Genomic DNA, 16,999 nt, shown 5'->3' with positions numbered 1-16,999 from the left:
AAACTTCAAACTTTATATAAATAAAAAACCCAAATTCCTATTACTGGAATTTGGGTTTTTAAAATATTGAAATTTGATACAATTAGAATTTGAATCTTTTTCTATCAGTTTCTGTTAAATAGATTTTTCTCAAACGAATAGATTTTGGCGTAACCTCAACATATTCATCTTTTTGAATGTATTCTAAAGCTTCTTCAAGAGAGAAAATGATTGGAGGAATAATTCTCGCTTTTTCATCATTTCCAGAAGAACGTACGTTAGATTGTTTTTTCTCTTTCGTTACGTTTACACACATGTCATCACCACGAGAGTTTTCACCAATTACCTGACCTTCGTAGATTTCAGCATTTGGTTCAACGAAAAACTTACCACGATCTTGCAATTTATCGATAGAATAAGGAATAGCTTTTCCTTTTTCCATAGAAATCAATGAACCTTTGTTACGTCCGGCAATTTCTCCTTTGTAAGGCTCATATCCAATAAAACGGTGTGCCATGATAGCCTCACCAGCAGTAGCAGTAAGCAACTGATTACGCAATCCAATAATTCCACGAGATGGAATATTAAATTTCACAATCATACGATCACCTTTAGTTTCCATGCTTAACATTTCACCTTTACGCATAGTAACGAATTCCACCGCTCTACCTGAAAGAGATTCTGGTAAATCGATTGTTAATTCCTCAATAGGCTCACATTTTTTACCATCAATTTCTTTGATAATAACTTGTGGCTGACCGATTTGTAACTCATACCCTTCTCTTCTCATTGTTTCAATAAGAACAGATAAGTGAAGTACTCCACGACCAAAAACCATGAATTTATCAGCAGAATCAGTTTCACCTAATTTCATTGCTAAGTTTTTCTCTAGCTCTTTTGTCAAACGCTCTCTAATATGACGAGAAGTTACAAATTTACCCTCTTTACCAAAGAAAGGAGAGTCATTAATTGTAAACAACATACTCATAGTAGGTTCGTCAATATCAATCGTTTTTAGACCTTCAGGATTTTCAAAATCAGCGATAGTATCTCCAATTTCAAAACCTTCAACTCCAATGATTGCACAAATATCTCCAGCAATAACTTGTTCTACTTTTTTACGACCAAGACCTTCAAAAGTATGAAGTTCTTTGATACGGGATTTAGATACAGTACCGTCTCTTTTTACTAAAGAGATTGGCATACCTTCTTTAAGGATTCCTCTCTCAAGACGTCCAATAGCGATACGACCTGTAAAAGCAGAGAAATCTAAAGATGTAATCAACATTTGAGGTGTTCCTTCAGAAACTTTAGGAGCTGGTACATTTTCAACAACCATATCCAATAATGCTTCAACATTATCAGTTACGTTTTCCCAATGGTCAGACATCCAGTTGTTTTTAGCTGAACCATAAACAGTTGGGAAATCCAATTGCCATTCCTGAGCACCTAATTCAAACATTAAGTCAAAAACTTTTTCGTGAACTTCTTCAGGTGTACAGTTTTCTTTATCAACTTTATTAATAACTACGCATGGCTTAAGACCTAAATCAATAGCTTTTTGTAATACAAAACGCGTTTGTGGCATTGGTCCCTCAAAGGCATCCACTAGCAAACATACACCATCGGCCATGTTCAATACACGTTCTACTTCACCTCCAAAATCGGCGTGGCCTGGAGTATCGATAATATTGATTTTTGTTCCTTTATATTGAACTGATACGTTTTTTGAAGTAATAGTAATACCTCTCTCACGCTCTAAATCGTTGTTATCAAGAATTAAATCACCTGTGTTTTCGTTGTCACGAAATAATTGACAGTGATACATAATTTTATCAACCAAAGTGGTTTTACCGTGATCGACGTGGGCAATAATTGCAATGTTTCTAATAGATTCCATCTGTGATTTTTAATGGGTGCAAAGGTACACTTTATTTTCATATAAAAAACGTTTCTGCGATAGTTTACGTATAGCCAAGCAATTAGTTTCAAAAAATACCAGTTAATTCAACCCTCAAATAAGTAAAATTTGATGTAAAGATTTTGTTAATTTTTAAGTACATTTGAGTAATGAAAAGTAAAACCAACCTAATAACACTAACTTACATTCTCATTTCGTTGTTTGTGACCATCCTGTGTCATAAATTACTTGTTAAATATTACCCTGATTCAAACCACTATTATTTTAGCTTTATTAAAGATGTTTTACTAATACTTCTTACGGGTTTACTATTCAAATACATACTTTCTAAAAACGAAAAAAGAAGCATCAAAATTTTCGAAAAACTTAAACAAACCAATCAGGACATAAAAGAATCCAACGAAAAATATGACATTGTAGCCAAAGCCACAAGCGACACTATTTGGGACTGGAAAATCCAGGAAGACTGCATCAGCTGGAATAAAGGTATAGAAACTATTTTTGGATACAATCCGGAAGAAGTTGGCAAAACCTCAAAATGGTGGTTTGATAAGATTCATCCCGAAGACAGCATCCGAATGTCGGTGAAATTATATTCTTTTATTGAACAAAAAACTCAAAAATGGCAGGATGAATATCGTTTCAGATGTGCAAATGGCACTTATAAATATGTATTAGACCGCGGCTTCCTTCTGAAAGATGAAAACGGAAGAGCCATCCGAATGATTGGAGCCATTCAGGATATCACCAAACAAAAAGAAGAAGAACAACGCCTACGTCTTTTAGAAACTGTTATTACACAATCAAAAGATTCTATTTTAATTACCGAAGCCAACTCTTCAAACGGAAGAATACCCCGAATAGTTTATATCAACCCGGCTTTCTCGATAATGTCCGGATACGAAGCCAGCGAAATAATTGGCAAACCTGCTAATATCTTTAAAGGACCAAAATCAGATTCGGCAGAGTTAAAAAAACTATTAAGAGCCATAAAAAATGAGGAAGAATGCCATATCGAAACCATTAGCTACACTAAGAAAAAAGTAGAATATTGGGTGCGTTTTTCTATGATTCCCATATTCAATTTTGATGGCACCATATCACACTGGATTTCCATCCAAAGAGACATTACAGATGAAAAAAAATTAGAAGCTGAAAAAGAACACTTAATACGTGAACTGACACAAAACAATAAGGATTTAAAACAATTCTCATACATAACCTCTCATAACCTTAGAGCTCCTTTATCAAACTTAATAGGCTTACTGAATCTCATTGAAGATATCGAAATGAAAAATCCTGAATTAGAAGAGATTCTTGCCGGATTTAGCAAATCGACTCATTTATTAAACGAAACCATCAATGATTTAGTTAAGGTTATCATTATCAAAGACAATCCTTCAATGCAAAAAGAAGAAGTCTCACTAAAAGAGGTTTTCGAAAATGTTTTTAGCCAATTGTCATTTCAAATTGAGTTGCACAAGCCAATTATTAAGCTAAAATTTGATAAAGTTCCAACATTAAACATCAATAAAGCTTACATCGAAAGTATTTTATTAAATTTGCTTACCAATTCCTTAAAATACAAGTCAGAGAACAGAAAATTAAAGATTTCAATCACAGCTGACCAAATCGATCAAAAAGCAATACTGTCTTTTAAAGATAACGGAATTGGGATTGACTTAGAACGAAATAGAGATAAAGTTTTTGGCTTATACCAAAGATTTCATAACTATCCTGACAGTAAAGGACTTGGACTTTATCTTGTAAAATCACAAGTTGAAACCATGGGAGGAACCATCAGTATTGACAGCGAAGTAAACAAAGGTACCCAATTTACTATAACCTTTAAAAATTAACCTATGCTTGAGCAAATTTTATGCATTGACGATGACCCCATCTCTTTAATGTTATGCAAAAAAGTAATTTCGAAATCTGAATTTTCAAATGAAATCATCACCGCTCTCAATGGCGAAGAAGCCTTACTACATTTTAACAATCTTAAATACGCCAACGACAAAAACAAGTTAAACAAAAAACCACAACTCATTTTTTTAGACTTAAATATGCCTGTAATGGGAGGCTGGGAGTTTTTAGATCATTTTACAACATTAGATTACAAAGATTTCAACACTGCAAAAGTAATTGTGTTATCTTCTACAATTGACCCCGAAGATTTAATAAAGGCCAAGAAATACCCTATCATCATTGACTTTCTCTCTAAACCCATAACACAACCCATGCTGGAATACCTTAAAAAGAAGATTGAAATATAGATTTATTAAAATTCTAAATTTTTAAAATTCCAACTCTTTCAATCGTTCCTGACATAAGAATTTGGAATTTTAAAATATTGGAATTTTCGATCTTTAACATACAAAAAAAAGTCCTCAATTGAGGACTTTTCTATATTTAGGAAATTGTAATTAATTACAATTTAGCAACATGTTTCGTTAATTTAGACTTCAGGTTAGAAGCTTTATTATCATGAATGATGTTCTTTTTAGCTAATTTATCAATCATAGAAATAACAGTTGATAATTTAGAAGTAGCATCAGATTTGTCAGTAGCTAATCTTAATGCTTTGATAGCATTACGAGTAGTTTTGTGTTGGTATCTGTTTAATACTCTTCTTTTTTCGTTACTTCTGATTCTTTTTAATGCTGACTTATGATTTGCCATTTTTTTTAATTTTAGATGTAATAATTATTATAAATACTAGTTAAAAAAGAAAAACCTCCCACAATTATAAAACAATCACTTTGGTTTTAACTAATAAAACAAAAACCGAGACACCAATTTTTATTTTACAAAACTTATTTACAACTAATTTAGTAGTCCGTAGGGGAATCGAACCCCTGTTACATGGATGAAAACCATGCGTCCTAACCCCTAGACGAACGGACCGAATATCGTTCTAAGGTTTTCCCTATATCTAAATAGATTGCCTTCTTTTGTAGCCCGTAGCGGAATCGAACCGCTCTTACATGGATGAAAACCATGCGTCCTAACCGATAGACGAACGGGCCATTTTCTCAAAAAATGAGTGAACTTTGTGCAATAAAAAAATAGTAGCCCGTAGCGGAATCGAACCGCTCTTACATGGATGAAAACCATGCGTCCTAACCGATAGACGAACGGGCCTGCTTCTGTATTGCGGATGCAAAGATACATCTATTTTTAAGTTCTACAATAGCTGATGCAAAAAAAAATATTTTTTTTTAATATGCCTTAGCAAAAAGCACTCTTTTCGAAGAAGGATTCCCAGTAAATACACAGGTTCCCGCCTCTTCAACAGCATCCAAAGGAATACAACGAATCGTTGCTTTTGTCAAGTCTTTTATTTTCTCCTCAGTAGCAGCCGTACCGTCCCAATGAGCCGATACAAAGCCACCTTTTCCATCTAACACTTCTTTAAACTCCTCAAAACTATTTACTTCCGTAATATGAGTATCACGATAATCCAATGCTTTATTAAATAAATCCGTTTGGATCGTTTCCAGTAAATCATTTACATAATTTACAATTTCGTCTTTAGAAATCACTTCTTTTGATAAAGTATCGCGTCTTGCCACCTCAAAAGTTCCGTTTTCCAAATCTTTTGGACCAACAGCAATTCGCACAGGAACTCCTTTTAACTCCCATTCGGCAAACTTAAATCCTGGTTTCTGCGTTGTTCTGTCGTCGTATTTAACCGAAATTTTAAGTTTTTTCAGTTTAGCCACTAATTCATTAACAGCCGTACTTATTTCACCTAATTGCTCATCCGTTTTAAAAATCGGTACAATCACCACTTGTATCGGAGCCAAATTAGGAGGCAAAACCAATCCGTTATCATCTGAATGCGTCATTACCAAAGCGCCCATCAAACGAGTCGAAACTCCCCATGAAGTTCCCCATACGTGTTCCTGTTTCCCTTCGGCATTCGCAAACTTCACATCAAATGCTTTTGCAAAATTCTGACCTAAGAAGTGAGAAGTACCTGCCTGCAATGCTTTTCCGTCCTGCATCAAAGCCTCGATACAATAGGTTTCATCAGCACCGGCAAAACGCTCGGTTTCGGTTTTAAAACCTTTAACCACCGGAATCGCCATGAAGTTCTGTGCAAAATCAGCATAAACATTCATCATTTTTTCCGCTTCTTCCAAAGCTTCTACTTTTGTAGCATGGGCTGTATGCCCTTCCTGCCATAAAAACTCAGCAGTTCTCAAAAACAAACGCGTACGCATTTCCCAACGCACTACATTCGCCCACTGATTAATCAATAAAGGCAAATCTCTATAGGATTGCACCCAACCTTTATACGTTGACCAGATAATAGCTTCACTTGTTGGACGAACAATAAGTTCCTCTTCTAGTTTAGCATTCGGGTCCACCATTAATTTTCCAGGTTTATCGGGATCATTTTTTAATCTATAATGTGTTACGATAGCACATTCTTTAGCAAATCCTTCAGCATTTTTCTCTTCGGCTTCAAACATGCTCTTCGGCACAAATAAAGGGAAATAAGCATTTTGATGTCCTGTTTCTTTAAACATTCTATCTAACTCAGCCTGCATTTTTTCCCAAATAGCATAACCGTACGGTTTGATAACCATACATCCTCTAACTCCTGAATTCTCAGCCAGGTCTGCTTTTACAACCAGTTCGTTATACCATTTCGAATAATCTTCTGATCTTGTAGTAAGGTTCTTACTCATATTATATAGTTTGGCACAAATTTTGTTTATTTTTTTTTAACTAAATAGTTCCACAAAACTAACTATTTTTGTAATGTGCAACAATAAAAAAACACAGTTATGAAAACTTATCTTTCTCTCCGCCAAAACTCAAGTCCTTTTTACTTAATTGGATTAGTGAGTTTTCTATTGACTTCCTGTGGTTCTTATCAGAATACTTCCTACTATGATAGTGATGGCGTATATGGAGGAACGACACGAGTTTATACCCAAACAGAAGCTACTAATACCAGCAATCAATATAAAGACTACTTTAAATCACTTCAGGACGAAGAACAACCAACAGAAATTTTTACCGATGTTGACAGTTACGGTAATTATGATGTAGAAAACGATACTACAGCTGTAGCAACAAGCTATCCGGCCTGGGGAAGCAGCAATACCGAAGTTGTCATAAATACTTATTCCGATCCTTCATGGGCATGGGGTATTGGGTTTGGCTATCCTTATTATGGATGGGGTTATGGTGGCTGGGGTTACCCTGGATACGGATGGGGCTATGGTGGCGGATACTGGGGATACCCAGGCTACTGGGGACCTGGATACGGATGGGGTTATGGCGGAGGCTATTACGGTGGATATTATGGTGGATATTATGGTGGTGGATACTACGGAGGAAGAAACTATGCGTATGCTTCAGGCCGCAGAGGTTCTGCAGCTTATTACGGCACCAGAAACTACAGTAACAGAAATTATACCGACAGAAACGCTACATCCAGAAGGAGCTACAACACAACGAGAAACTTCACAGACAGAAGAAGCAGTACTGTAGATGGCAGAAGAAGCACTTCACCTACTTTTACCAATAGAAGAAGCACTACACAAAGTACTTATGATTATTCAAACCGAAGAAGCAGCACACAAGCACAAAATAGTACTGATTATTCAAACAGAAGATCAAACACTACAACAAACAGAACATACAACAATAGCAACAACACACCATCAAGAAGCTACACTCCTAGCCCTTCACGCTCAATGAATAGCAGCGGCGGAAGCATGAGATCCTCTGGCGGTGGTGGAGGAGGAAGATCCTATGGAGGCGGAGGCGGCGGAAGAAGATAATTCTATCCGTTGTTTCTACAATCATACAATCAAATTTAAAACTTAACCTAATGAAAAAAATACTATTCCTTTTTATTACAGGACTAACGTTTAGTGCTTCCTATTCCCAAGAACAAATTTCAGACGCTATACGCTATTCACAAGACAATCTAACTGGTACTGCTCGTTTTAGAGCCATGAGTGGTGCTTTTGGAGCAGTTGGTGGCGACTTATCTTCTATAAGTGTAAATCCTGCCGGTTCTGCCATCTTTTCAAACAATCAGGTTGGCGTAAGTTTTAGTAATCAGAATATTAAAAATGATTCGGATTATTTTGGCACAAAAACTAGCGAAAAAACAAACTCTTTTACCCTGAATCAGGCCGGAGGTGTTTTTGTATTTCATGACCGTAACCCAAATAACAACTGGAAAAAAATTGCTATCGCAGCCACCTACGAAACAACTAATAATTTTAAAAATGATGTTTTTTCAGCAGGTACAAATCCAACAAAATCTGTAGCTGACTATTTTTTATCTTATGCAAATGGAGTTCCATTGGATGTACTGGATAATGTTCCGTACGGAGATTTATTTTACGATGAACAACAAGCTCATTTTGGCTATCAAGGCTATATAATAAACCCTGATAGTAATGACCCCGAAAACACTTCCTATTCAACAAATGTTCCTGAAGGCAGTAACGATCACATTAACGAAGTTTACACTACTGGATACAATAGCAAATTGAGTTTTAATATCGCTACATCATACAAAGACAGAATTTACTTTGGAGCAAATTTAAACGCTCACATCACTGACTACAGAAAGTCTTCATACTTTCGCGAAAGCAATGAAAACCAAAACCCTCTTGAAACCAATGCGACCATATCAAATTTAAATTTCAATACTGATCAATATACTTACGGAAATGGTTTTTCTTTTCAATTAGGAGTTCTTGCCAAAGTAACAGAATCTTTTAGACTTGGTCTGGCGTATGAATCAAATACGTGGTACGAACTTTACACTGAAATATCTCAAAATTTACGCACTACCATTCAGGCAGATGGAGAACAACCTATAACCACCACTGAAAATCCTCAACTCATAAATGTTTACGAACCTTACACGTTACAAACTCCAGGAAAGGTAACTTTTAGTGGTGCGTATGTTTTTGGAAAATCAGGATTAATTAGTATCGATTATGCCATTAAAGATTACAGCAATAGTAAATTTAAACCATCTAATCAGGATAGTTTCAGAAAATTAAACAATGAAATAAGCAACGAATTAACCAGCAATGGTGAATTACGAATTGGTGGTGAATATAAAATCAAACAATTGAGTTTAAGAGGCGGATACCGTTTTGAAGGCAGTCCTTATAAAAACGGAACCACTATTGGAGACTTAACCAGTTATTCTGGTGGTTTAGGTTACAACTTTGGCTCTACTAAACTTGACCTTGCTTATTCGTATGCAGAAAGAAAATCTAATCAGGGATTCTTTAGTCAGGGATTTACTAATGGTGCAAACATTAAATCGAAACTGAATACTGTTTCACTGACTTTATTATTTGAATTGTAATTAAAATTAAATAGATTAATTTGAAATTTCCGCTGGGTCTTGCTTAGCGGATTTTTTTTAGCCCTGTCCCGATAGCTATCGGGAGAAGCGGCATCTCCCGATTAACAAAAACTCCAGTTAAAAGCCTTTTTTTTCTAAATCGGGAATATAGCGGACAGCAGGAACAGCTCCTGAAAAAACTGCTAAAAGAAACCTAAATAAGCGGTGTTTGAATAAAAAAGCGTAATTTTGCACTCCAATTTATAAAAGTATGAGAACCAAGTCTTTAAAAAAGAACAAAATTAACGTAATCACTCTGGGGTGTTCGAAAAATGTGTATGATAGTGAAGTGCTAATGGGACAGCTTCGTGCCAATGGCAAAGAAGTACAACATGAGGCACCTGCAGCTGAGGAAGGAAACATTATTGTAATCAACACTTGTGGATTTATTGATAATGCCAAAGCTGAATCGGTTAACATGATTTTGGAGTATGCCGACAAGAAAGAGAAAGGATTAGTTGATAAAGTTTTTGTAACCGGATGTTTATCTGAACGTTACAGACCTGATTTAGAAAAAGAAATCCCGAATGTGGATCAATATTTTGGTACAACTGAATTGCCACAATTATTGAAAGCTTTGGGAGCCGATTATAAACATGAATTATTGGGAGAGCGTCTGACTACGACTCCTAAAAATTATGCTTACCTGAAAATTGCTGAAGGCTGCGACAGGCCTTGTAGTTTTTGTGCTATTCCGTTGATGCGTGGATCACACGTTTCGCAACCAATTGAAAAACTGGTAAAAGAAGCACAAGGTTTGGCAAAAAACGGTGTAAAAGAATTGATTTTGATTGCTCAGGATTTGACTTATTACGGTCTTGATATTTATAAAAAGAGAAATCTTGCTGAACTTTTGGAAGCATTAGCAGCAGTAGAAGGAATTGAATGGATTCGTTTGCATTATGCCTACCCTACCGGTTTTCCGATGGATGTTTTGGAATTAATGAAACGCGAGCCAAAGATTTGTAATTATATTGATATTCCGTTGCAGCATATTTCAGATAATATTTTAAAATCGATGCGTCGCGGGACAACCCAGGCAAAAACGACTAAGTTATTAAAAGATTTCCGTGCAGCAGTTCCAGGAATGGCCATTAGAACTACTTTGATTGTTGGTTATCCTGGAGAAACTCAAGAAGATTTTGAGATTTTGAAAGATTTTGTTCAGGAAATGAAATTTGACCGTATGGGCTGTTTTGCTTATTCGCATGAAGAAAACACACATGCTTATTTATTGGAAGATGACGTTCCTGCTGATGTAAAACAAGCCAGAGCCAATGAAATCATGGAATTGCAATCGCAAATTTCATGGGATTTGAATCAGGAAAAAGTAGGTCAGGTTTTCAGATGTATTATTGACAGAAAAGAAGGCGCTCATTTTGTAGGCCGAACAGAATTTGACAGCCCTGATGTAGATAACGAAGTTTTAATAGATGCATCGAAACATTACGTAAAAACAGGAGAATTTGTTAATATTAGAATAATAGAAGCAACAGAATTTGATTTATACGGAGAACCTGCTTAAATTTACGGTAAACAATTATAACTTTTATATAAAAAAGTATTTATGAAACCATTTCAATCCCTTTTACTTTTTGTTTTTACAGTTTTAAGCATCCATACGGTTTCTGCTCAATACGGAAATGGTTATGGCGGCGGTTATAATAATGGATATGGCAGAGGCGGCGGTGGAATGGACAGAAGCATGACGAACCAAAGCAGCCAGCAGCAAAGCAAACCGAAAGAAACTCCCGTTGAGGAAGTTGCAGCTCAAATTGTAGAACAAATGAAACCGGAAGTAAATCTGGATGAACTTCAAGCCATCGCGATTACTAACGTTTTAGCAGAGAGTATAAGAGAACAGGGTATTCTTTTGAAAAACGAAAACAGTAGTCAGGATCAGAAAATGGAGCAAATAAAAGCACTAAGAGAAGAGACTAATAAAAAAGTAAATGCTTTTTTAAACCCAGACCAAAAAGATAAATACACTTCTTTCATGGAAAACTTTAAAGAAGTAAAAAAATCGAAGTCTAAGAATAAGAAAAAGAAAAATTCTAAGGAAGAGACCAAAGAAACACTGGAAGAGACAAGTAAACCAACTGAGTAACCGTTTTTATACTCCACAATGCACTGACCATGACTAAAAACTTTTATTATTTTATATTAGCCCTTATTGTTGCATCCTGCGCCACAAAAAACCCACATAAAACTACTGAAAAAGCGTACGACCAACAGCTTAAAACTCTTGAACAACAAATAACAAGTAAAGAAGTTCAGCCTATCCCTCCTGTTGCTCCACTAAGTATCGACTCGCTTTACGCACAACAATTGCATATCGTAAAAGATTCGATTTCTAAAATTGGTTCTACTCCTTTAGTAAATGGTATTAGCACACAATGGGTAGGTACTGTAAACTTTAATTTAAGAAAACCGAGTTTTGTTATTATTCATCATACCGCACAAGATTCGTTAGAACAAACTATCAGTACTTTTACGAAAGTAAAAACACAGGTAAGCGCTCATTATGTAATCTCTGAAAATGGTAAAGTGGTACAAATGCTAAACGATTACCTAAGAGCCTGGCATGCCGGAAATGCAACTTGGGGAAAAAACACCGATCTTAACTCCTCTTCTATAGGTATTGAACTTGACAATAATGGCTTTGAACCTTTTTCTGAAGCTCAGATAAGCAGTCTGGTGGCTCTTTTGACCAAATTAAAGAAAGACTACAATATTCCTACTCAAAATTTTATAGGACATGCGGATATCGCTCCTGGTCGTAAAACAGACCCTAGTGCTTTATTTCCGTGGAAAACTTTAGCTGAAAAGGGTTTTGGAATCTGGCCTGATGAATTTTTAGAGCCTGCTCCTTTTGATTTTAAAATAGAACCTGCGTTACGAATTATTGGCTATAACACCAAAAATCTTTCGGCTGCGATAATGGCTTTCAAATTGCATTATATTCAAACAGACACTTCTGTTACTTTAGACAGAAAAACAATTGATACTATCTATTCTATATACAAAAAGCAACTGCAATAAGCAGCTTAAAACCATTTAATAAAACGCATTTCTGATTTAGATTAGAAATGCGTTTTTTTTATGCAACTCATTTAACCTAATCCAACCCCAAATTTGACATCAGCGACGTCAAATTTGGCATCAGGAACGTCAAATTTGACATCAGAGACGTCAAATTTGGCATCGGGGACGTCAAATTTGACATCAGGGACGTCAAACTTGACATCAGGGACGTCAAATTTGACATCGGGAACGTCAAATTTGGCATCAGAGACGTCAAATTTGGGGTTCAAGCTACTTTGTCTAATTTACCGTTGGGATGTCATGAATAAAAATTTAATTAAACACATAAAAAACATAGCTTTACTGATTTTGAAAAAGTAAATCAAAAAGAAACTCGTTGCTTCGCACATAGTCCCGAAGCTTCGGGATGTTTTAATGAAAGTGAAATACCTTTTTTGAATTCAATAAGCTATTTTCTATTAAAAATAATTTCACTCAACGGGTTAATTTTAAATCATTTTATTTCAGGAAACCTAAATCATTACTATTATCTTTTTAAATTTTGAAATAAAGATGAAATAAAAGAAGGCAATTTTATAATTGCAGTTGTTTATTTCTAATGAATTAAGACTTAACACAAGCCTTTTCTACTTGAGTTTTTAGCAATAAAAAAGCTGCCAAAACATTACTTATGTTTTGACAGCTCCAAAAAAAAAAAAAAAATATCAATCTTAATCTCTTATATAAAGAGTATGTTTTTAAATAATTACTTACTATTAGAATCCGTAAACCACGGCTATAAGCACTTGAGAAGCAGACTTAGCAGGAGCTAAATCAGAATCTACGAACATTACTTCATCTGAATTAGAATCAAGTCTAAACTCTGGAATGATAGTCAAACCGTTTATTTTGAAATTTCCTGACAAAGTTAAGGCTGTAACATCTGTATCTCCTGAACCTTCTTTGTATTTAAAATACTCACCACGTAATCCTAAAGCAAAAGCATCAGAGATAGCAAAAGATGGGTATAAAGCAGCTCCGGTATAACCAACATCTCCTTCATTTGAAAAATCTGCAGCATTTAAACCTAATTTGAATTTATCCGTTATTTGGAATGTACTCGTCAAGTCAAAAATAGTACCACTTACAGAACCATCCATGACATTCAAATAAGCACTCATTTTATCAGCTACAAAAGAGAATTGACCTCCTACTGCATTTAATCCTTTTACTGGATCAGCCTTATAGGTATTCCAAGTATCATTGAACAATCCTACCATGAACCCAAATTGGTCCGTTATTGCATAATTTGCTTTAACACCTGCATTTTGGAATGGTCCGTTAGTAAACAAATAAGAAGTAGAGTAGTGAAAGTTTCCTACAGGGGAAATCACCTCATACCCAATAAAAGTTCCCATATAACCTGCAGTTAAACTAAGTTTATCAGTAACTGCATAAGTAGCGTACAAATTCTGGATGTGGAATGAATTGTCATCTGTTCCATCTCCATTTGGTATTGATTGGTATTGTCCTCTTGGTCCAAAAGAAATTTCACCAACAAAAGACACATTTTTAATTTTTTTCTTCAATGCAATATCCAGCATTCCTAAAGAAACCGAATTATGATCTGTTGCAAAACTTGTTGGGATATTGCCAACTTTAGCAAAATCGTATTTATAATATAAATCCCCAGAACCTGTAATTTCTAAAGGAGTCGTTTCTGATGCATCTTCTTCTTGTGCAAATGCAAAACTTGTTGTTAAGGCTAATGATAAAATAAATAATACTTTTTTCATGTTTTAATTGGTTTTTGGTTATTAATTGATTCTGGTTAGTTAATCTTTATATATTGTTATTTAATAGTATAAACCTTTTTTACAATTTTATTTTACCCTCTAAATCATCCTCATTTTCATTAGCGAATTTATTAACTTTTGTATCACTACAAGAATCGAAACTCAACTTTTTGCCTTTTTGACAGCAGAATTATGGATTACAAAAATTTATTAAACAATAATCGTTATTTCACATTAATAACTAATCGTTTTTGAAAATTCAACAACCAAATTTCATCATTTAAAGTGCTTTTGAAAGGGTATTTACTAATTTTAAAACCAAAAAAAGCAATAAACAAGCCTATTTTAGTCATCAAAAAGCGATACCCCCTAAAAATTTAGGGGGTATCGATAAAAAATTAAAAATAATTAAAATTAAAGCAAAATTAAGATTCGGCTACATTTAAATTAAATTATTCTTACAAAAACAAATCTCCAAACAAAGCTAAATAACCTATAAAACAAACTCCTTTTTACCTATAAGTAATACATATCCTTTTTATAAAAACAAAAAAAAGCCTGTTCAAACTGAACAGGCTCTTAAATCTTCTTTATCACATTACTACTCCTTAGTATTATACTTTTTGAGTAACTCTCGTACTTTAATTCCCGATTCTTTTAAATCGGCATCTTTCCAGTGTCCCTCAGATTTTGCTGATTTTTGTAAAATAGAACAGGTTTCGTCTTTATCCGAAACAGACCAGGTAATCCAGCTTAGTTTGCGTGCCTCCATCCAGTCTATGTATTCCTGCCAGGCAGTATAATTTAAAGGACCATTACCTGTAGCTTCCATACCTGCAGATTCTGAGATGAAAATGGGTAAACCGCTTTTTATGGCAGCATCCGTACGGTCACGCAATTCTTTTCCATGTGTAGCTGCATAGAAGTGCATCGTGTACATTAAATTGCTATATCCCTGTATTGGGTCTTCGGCAGGAAGATTTACATCCTGATCCCAGCGAGGCGAACCTATTAATATAATGTTGTCCGGGTCATTTTTTCGAATTACCTCAATTACCTCCTCTGCATAGGTTTTTACTTCCCACCAGCTTTCGTAATCAGGCTCATTAAAGATTTCGTAAATCACATTCGGATATTGTCCGTATTTAAGAGACATTTCTTCGAAAAACAATTTTGCCTCTTTTAGATTTACGTTATGACTATGCCAGTCAATAATTACATATATATCAGATTTGATGGCTCCTTTTATGACCGCTTCTATTTTTTCTTTCGAAAATTCAGGTTCTTTATTATAGGCATACTCTCCTAATTCGATACCCATTGCAGCGCGGACCACATTACAATTAAAATCTTTTTTGAGCCAGCTAACCGCTTTTTCGTTATAAAATCTGGGCCACATACTATGCCAGCCAAAACTTAAACCTCTTAGAACAATAGGATTTTCGTCCTTATCTACTAATTGAGTTCCTTTGACACTTAACTGACCGTGTTTTTTAACGAATTGTGCATTCGAAAAACTAAAACACAATACTGCTGCTGCTACAAAAATTGTTTTTAACCTCATCTTATTATTTGTTTATGGTGTTAGTCGTACGGTGATTACATCGTGAGAAGCCAGTTCTGCAACAAAATTCTTTTTGGTATTTCCTGCGTCTTTATTTTTCCAAAGGTCTTTTATTTTGAAAACTGTTTTGCTAAAATCTGCTTCATAACCAAAATCTATATCCTTGATAATATGCTTCTTCCAGTCAAAATTAATCTTTTTAACGACATCTGTTCTATTTAAAAAAGTAATGGCCCAGTTTCCATCCGTTAATGGTTTTACCCAAACTTCCACTCCATCTTCAACCGTATATTTAAAACCCTGAACTCCTAATTTGTCCTGATTTACGGCGATTAATTCTTTATTGGTTAAAATAGCCAGCGTTTCTTTTGACATTTTTCTGAAATCATTTCCAGCTATTAAAGGAGAAGCTAACATCGACCACAGTGTAAAATGTGTTTTATCTTCGGCCTTGGTCATTCCGTTTCCAACTTCCATCATGTCAAAATCATTCCAATGATCAGGGCCGGAGAATTTGCGGATGTCTTTTCGCATTTCGGCAATTTTCATAACACCCCAGGACGACCAGTTACCAATTTCGTGTTTGAATTCGCAATCAAAACAAGGATAGATATCTCCAGAAATTCTCCAGAGATTCCCCACTGGTTTCCCCCATTCCCAAGGCTGATTGTCACCCCATTCGCAAAGACTAAAAACAATAGGTTTTTCGGCCGTTTTAAGTGCATTACTCATGGTGGTGTAAGCTTCTTTTGCCGTAATTCCCTGTGTGTTGCACCAATCGTATTTTAGGAAATCGATTCCGAGTTTTGCATAAAATCTGGCATCCTGATATTCGTAACCACGCGTTCCCGGATATCCGGCACAGGTTTGGGTTCCGGCACAATTATACAATCCGAATTTCAGGCCTTTGCTGTGAACATAATCGATAAGTGCTTTCATTCCGTTTGGAAATTTTACCGGATCCGGCACCAGATCGCCATTAGCATCGCGCTCCTTAGTCATCCAGCCATCATCCAGAACAATATAAGTATATCCTGCAGCAGCCATCCCGGATGAAACCATAATATCAGCCGTTTCTTTGACTAATTTTTCGTCGATATTCGTTTCGAAAGTATTCCATGAATTCCAACCCATTGGCGGTGTCATCGCCATACCCTCGAATTTACCTGCTTTCTGCGTAAATGTATTTCCCTGACCGAAAACTGTTATTGAAAGATTTAGAACTACTAGTAAAATGATTTTTTTCATTGGTGAAAATTTATTTAATAAAACTAAAAAAATATTCCCTAATTAAATTAATCAGGGAATATTAA

General features: G+C 35.2%; 14 protein-coding genes and 3 tRNA genes. 7 read left to right on the top strand and 10 right to left on the bottom strand.

The genetic code is table 11. The features are described from left to right. Nucleotides 1-82: 82 nt before the first annotated feature. Nucleotides 83-1,879 carry a translational GTPase TypA gene (gene typA / locus GON26_RS16665; RefSeq protein WP_160375903.1) on the bottom strand — a complete coding sequence of 599 codons (1,797 nt, stop codon included), beginning with the start codon at nt 1,877-1,879 and terminating at the stop codon, nt 83-85. A gap of 170 nt (nt 1,880-2,049) precedes the next feature. On the opposite strand from typA, the gene GON26_RS16660 reads away from it, so the two are divergent. Next, the gene (locus tag GON26_RS16660) at nt 2,050-3,759 is read left to right on the top strand and encodes a PAS domain-containing sensor histidine kinase (RefSeq protein ID WP_160375902.1); all 1,710 of its coding nucleotides are present in this window, start codon (nt 2,050-2,052) and stop codon (nt 3,757-3,759) included. A gap of 3 nt (nt 3,760-3,762) precedes the next feature. Then, the gene (locus tag GON26_RS16655) at nt 3,763-4,176 is read left to right on the top strand and encodes a response regulator (protein ID WP_160375901.1); all 414 of its coding nucleotides are present in this window, start codon (nt 3,763-3,765) and stop codon (nt 4,174-4,176) included. Between the two features lie 154 nt (nt 4,177-4,330). Here the strand turns inward: GON26_RS16655 and rpsT are convergent, their stop codons facing one another. The 5 genes from rpsT to proS all read right to left on the bottom strand — a co-directional run bounded on the left by rpsT (nt 4,331) and on the right by proS (nt 6,600). After that, the gene (gene rpsT, locus GON26_RS16650) at nt 4,331-4,582 is read right to left on the bottom strand and encodes a 30S ribosomal protein S20 (protein WP_160375900.1); all 252 of its coding nucleotides are present in this window, start codon (nt 4,580-4,582) and stop codon (nt 4,331-4,333) included. 153 nt (nt 4,583-4,735) lie between these two features. After that, a tRNA-Glu gene (locus GON26_RS16645) sits at nt 4,736-4,807 on the bottom strand. Nucleotides 4,808-4,857: 50 nt separating this feature from the next. Further along, a tRNA-Glu gene (locus GON26_RS16640) sits at nt 4,858-4,929 on the bottom strand. A gap of 43 nt (nt 4,930-4,972) precedes the next feature. Then, a tRNA-Glu gene (locus tag GON26_RS16635) sits at nt 4,973-5,044 on the bottom strand. A 77-nt stretch (nt 5,045-5,121) separates the two neighbouring features. Continuing rightward, nucleotides 5,122-6,600: a proline--tRNA ligase gene (gene proS / locus GON26_RS16630; RefSeq protein ID WP_160375899.1), complete on the bottom strand. Its 1,479-nt coding sequence runs from the start codon at nt 6,598-6,600 to the stop codon at nt 5,122-5,124. Between the two features lie 99 nt (nt 6,601-6,699). Here proS and GON26_RS16625 point away from each other — a divergent pair, with 99 nt between their 5' ends. The 5 genes from GON26_RS16625 (at nt 6,700) to GON26_RS16605 (ending at nt 12,344) form a co-directional block, all read left to right on the top strand. Then, the gene (locus tag GON26_RS16625) at nt 6,700-7,704 is read left to right on the top strand and encodes a hypothetical protein (protein WP_160375898.1); all 1,005 of its coding nucleotides are present in this window, start codon (nt 6,700-6,702) and stop codon (nt 7,702-7,704) included. A gap of 50 nt (nt 7,705-7,754) precedes the next feature. Then, nucleotides 7,755-9,263 carry an OmpP1/FadL family transporter gene (locus GON26_RS16620; protein ID WP_160375897.1) on the top strand — a complete coding sequence of 503 codons (1,509 nt, stop codon included), beginning with the start codon at nt 7,755-7,757 and terminating at the stop codon, nt 9,261-9,263. 250 nt (nt 9,264-9,513) lie between these two features. Continuing rightward, entirely contained in the window at nt 9,514-10,827 is a 1,314-nt protein-coding gene (gene rimO, locus GON26_RS16615; RefSeq protein ID WP_160375896.1) for a 30S ribosomal protein S12 methylthiotransferase RimO, read from the top strand. A 42-nt stretch (nt 10,828-10,869) separates the two neighbouring features. Further along, complete coding sequence (locus tag GON26_RS16610) at nt 10,870-11,409, top strand: hypothetical protein (RefSeq protein WP_160375895.1); 540 nt, start codon at nt 10,870-10,872, stop codon at nt 11,407-11,409. 29 nt (nt 11,410-11,438) lie between these two features. Then, nucleotides 11,439-12,344 (top strand): N-acetylmuramoyl-L-alanine amidase, encoded by a 906-nt coding sequence (locus GON26_RS16605; protein WP_160375894.1) that lies wholly within the window; start codon nt 11,439-11,441, stop codon nt 12,342-12,344. Between the two features lie 71 nt (nt 12,345-12,415). On the opposite strand, the gene GON26_RS16600 is transcribed toward GON26_RS16605, so the two are convergent. The 4 genes from GON26_RS16600 to GON26_RS16585 form a co-directional block, all read right to left on the bottom strand. After that, complete coding sequence (locus tag GON26_RS16600) at nt 12,416-12,616, bottom strand: hypothetical protein (protein WP_160375893.1); 201 nt, start codon at nt 12,614-12,616, stop codon at nt 12,416-12,418. A gap of 486 nt (nt 12,617-13,102) precedes the next feature. Then, entirely contained in the window at nt 13,103-14,122 is a 1,020-nt protein-coding gene (locus GON26_RS16595; RefSeq protein WP_160375892.1) for a porin, read from the bottom strand. A 601-nt stretch (nt 14,123-14,723) separates the two neighbouring features. Next, nucleotides 14,724-15,686: a glycoside hydrolase family 5 protein gene (locus GON26_RS16590; protein ID WP_160375891.1), complete on the bottom strand. Its 963-nt coding sequence runs from the start codon at nt 15,684-15,686 to the stop codon at nt 14,724-14,726. A 12-nt stretch (nt 15,687-15,698) separates the two neighbouring features. Then, nucleotides 15,699-16,934, bottom strand: a complete 1,236-nt coding sequence (locus GON26_RS16585) for a glycoside hydrolase family 27 protein (protein WP_160375890.1) — start codon at nt 16,932-16,934, stop codon at nt 15,699-15,701. Between the last annotated feature and the right edge of the window lie 65 nt (nt 16,935-16,999).

This window comes from Flavobacterium hydrocarbonoxydans, from assembly GCF_009789235.1.
Classification (GTDB): domain Bacteria; phylum Bacteroidota; class Bacteroidia; order Flavobacteriales; family Flavobacteriaceae; genus Flavobacterium; species Flavobacterium hydrocarbonoxydans.
Note: the sequence above shows the minus strand (reverse complement) of the source record. Positions and strands in the feature narration are given on the sequence as shown.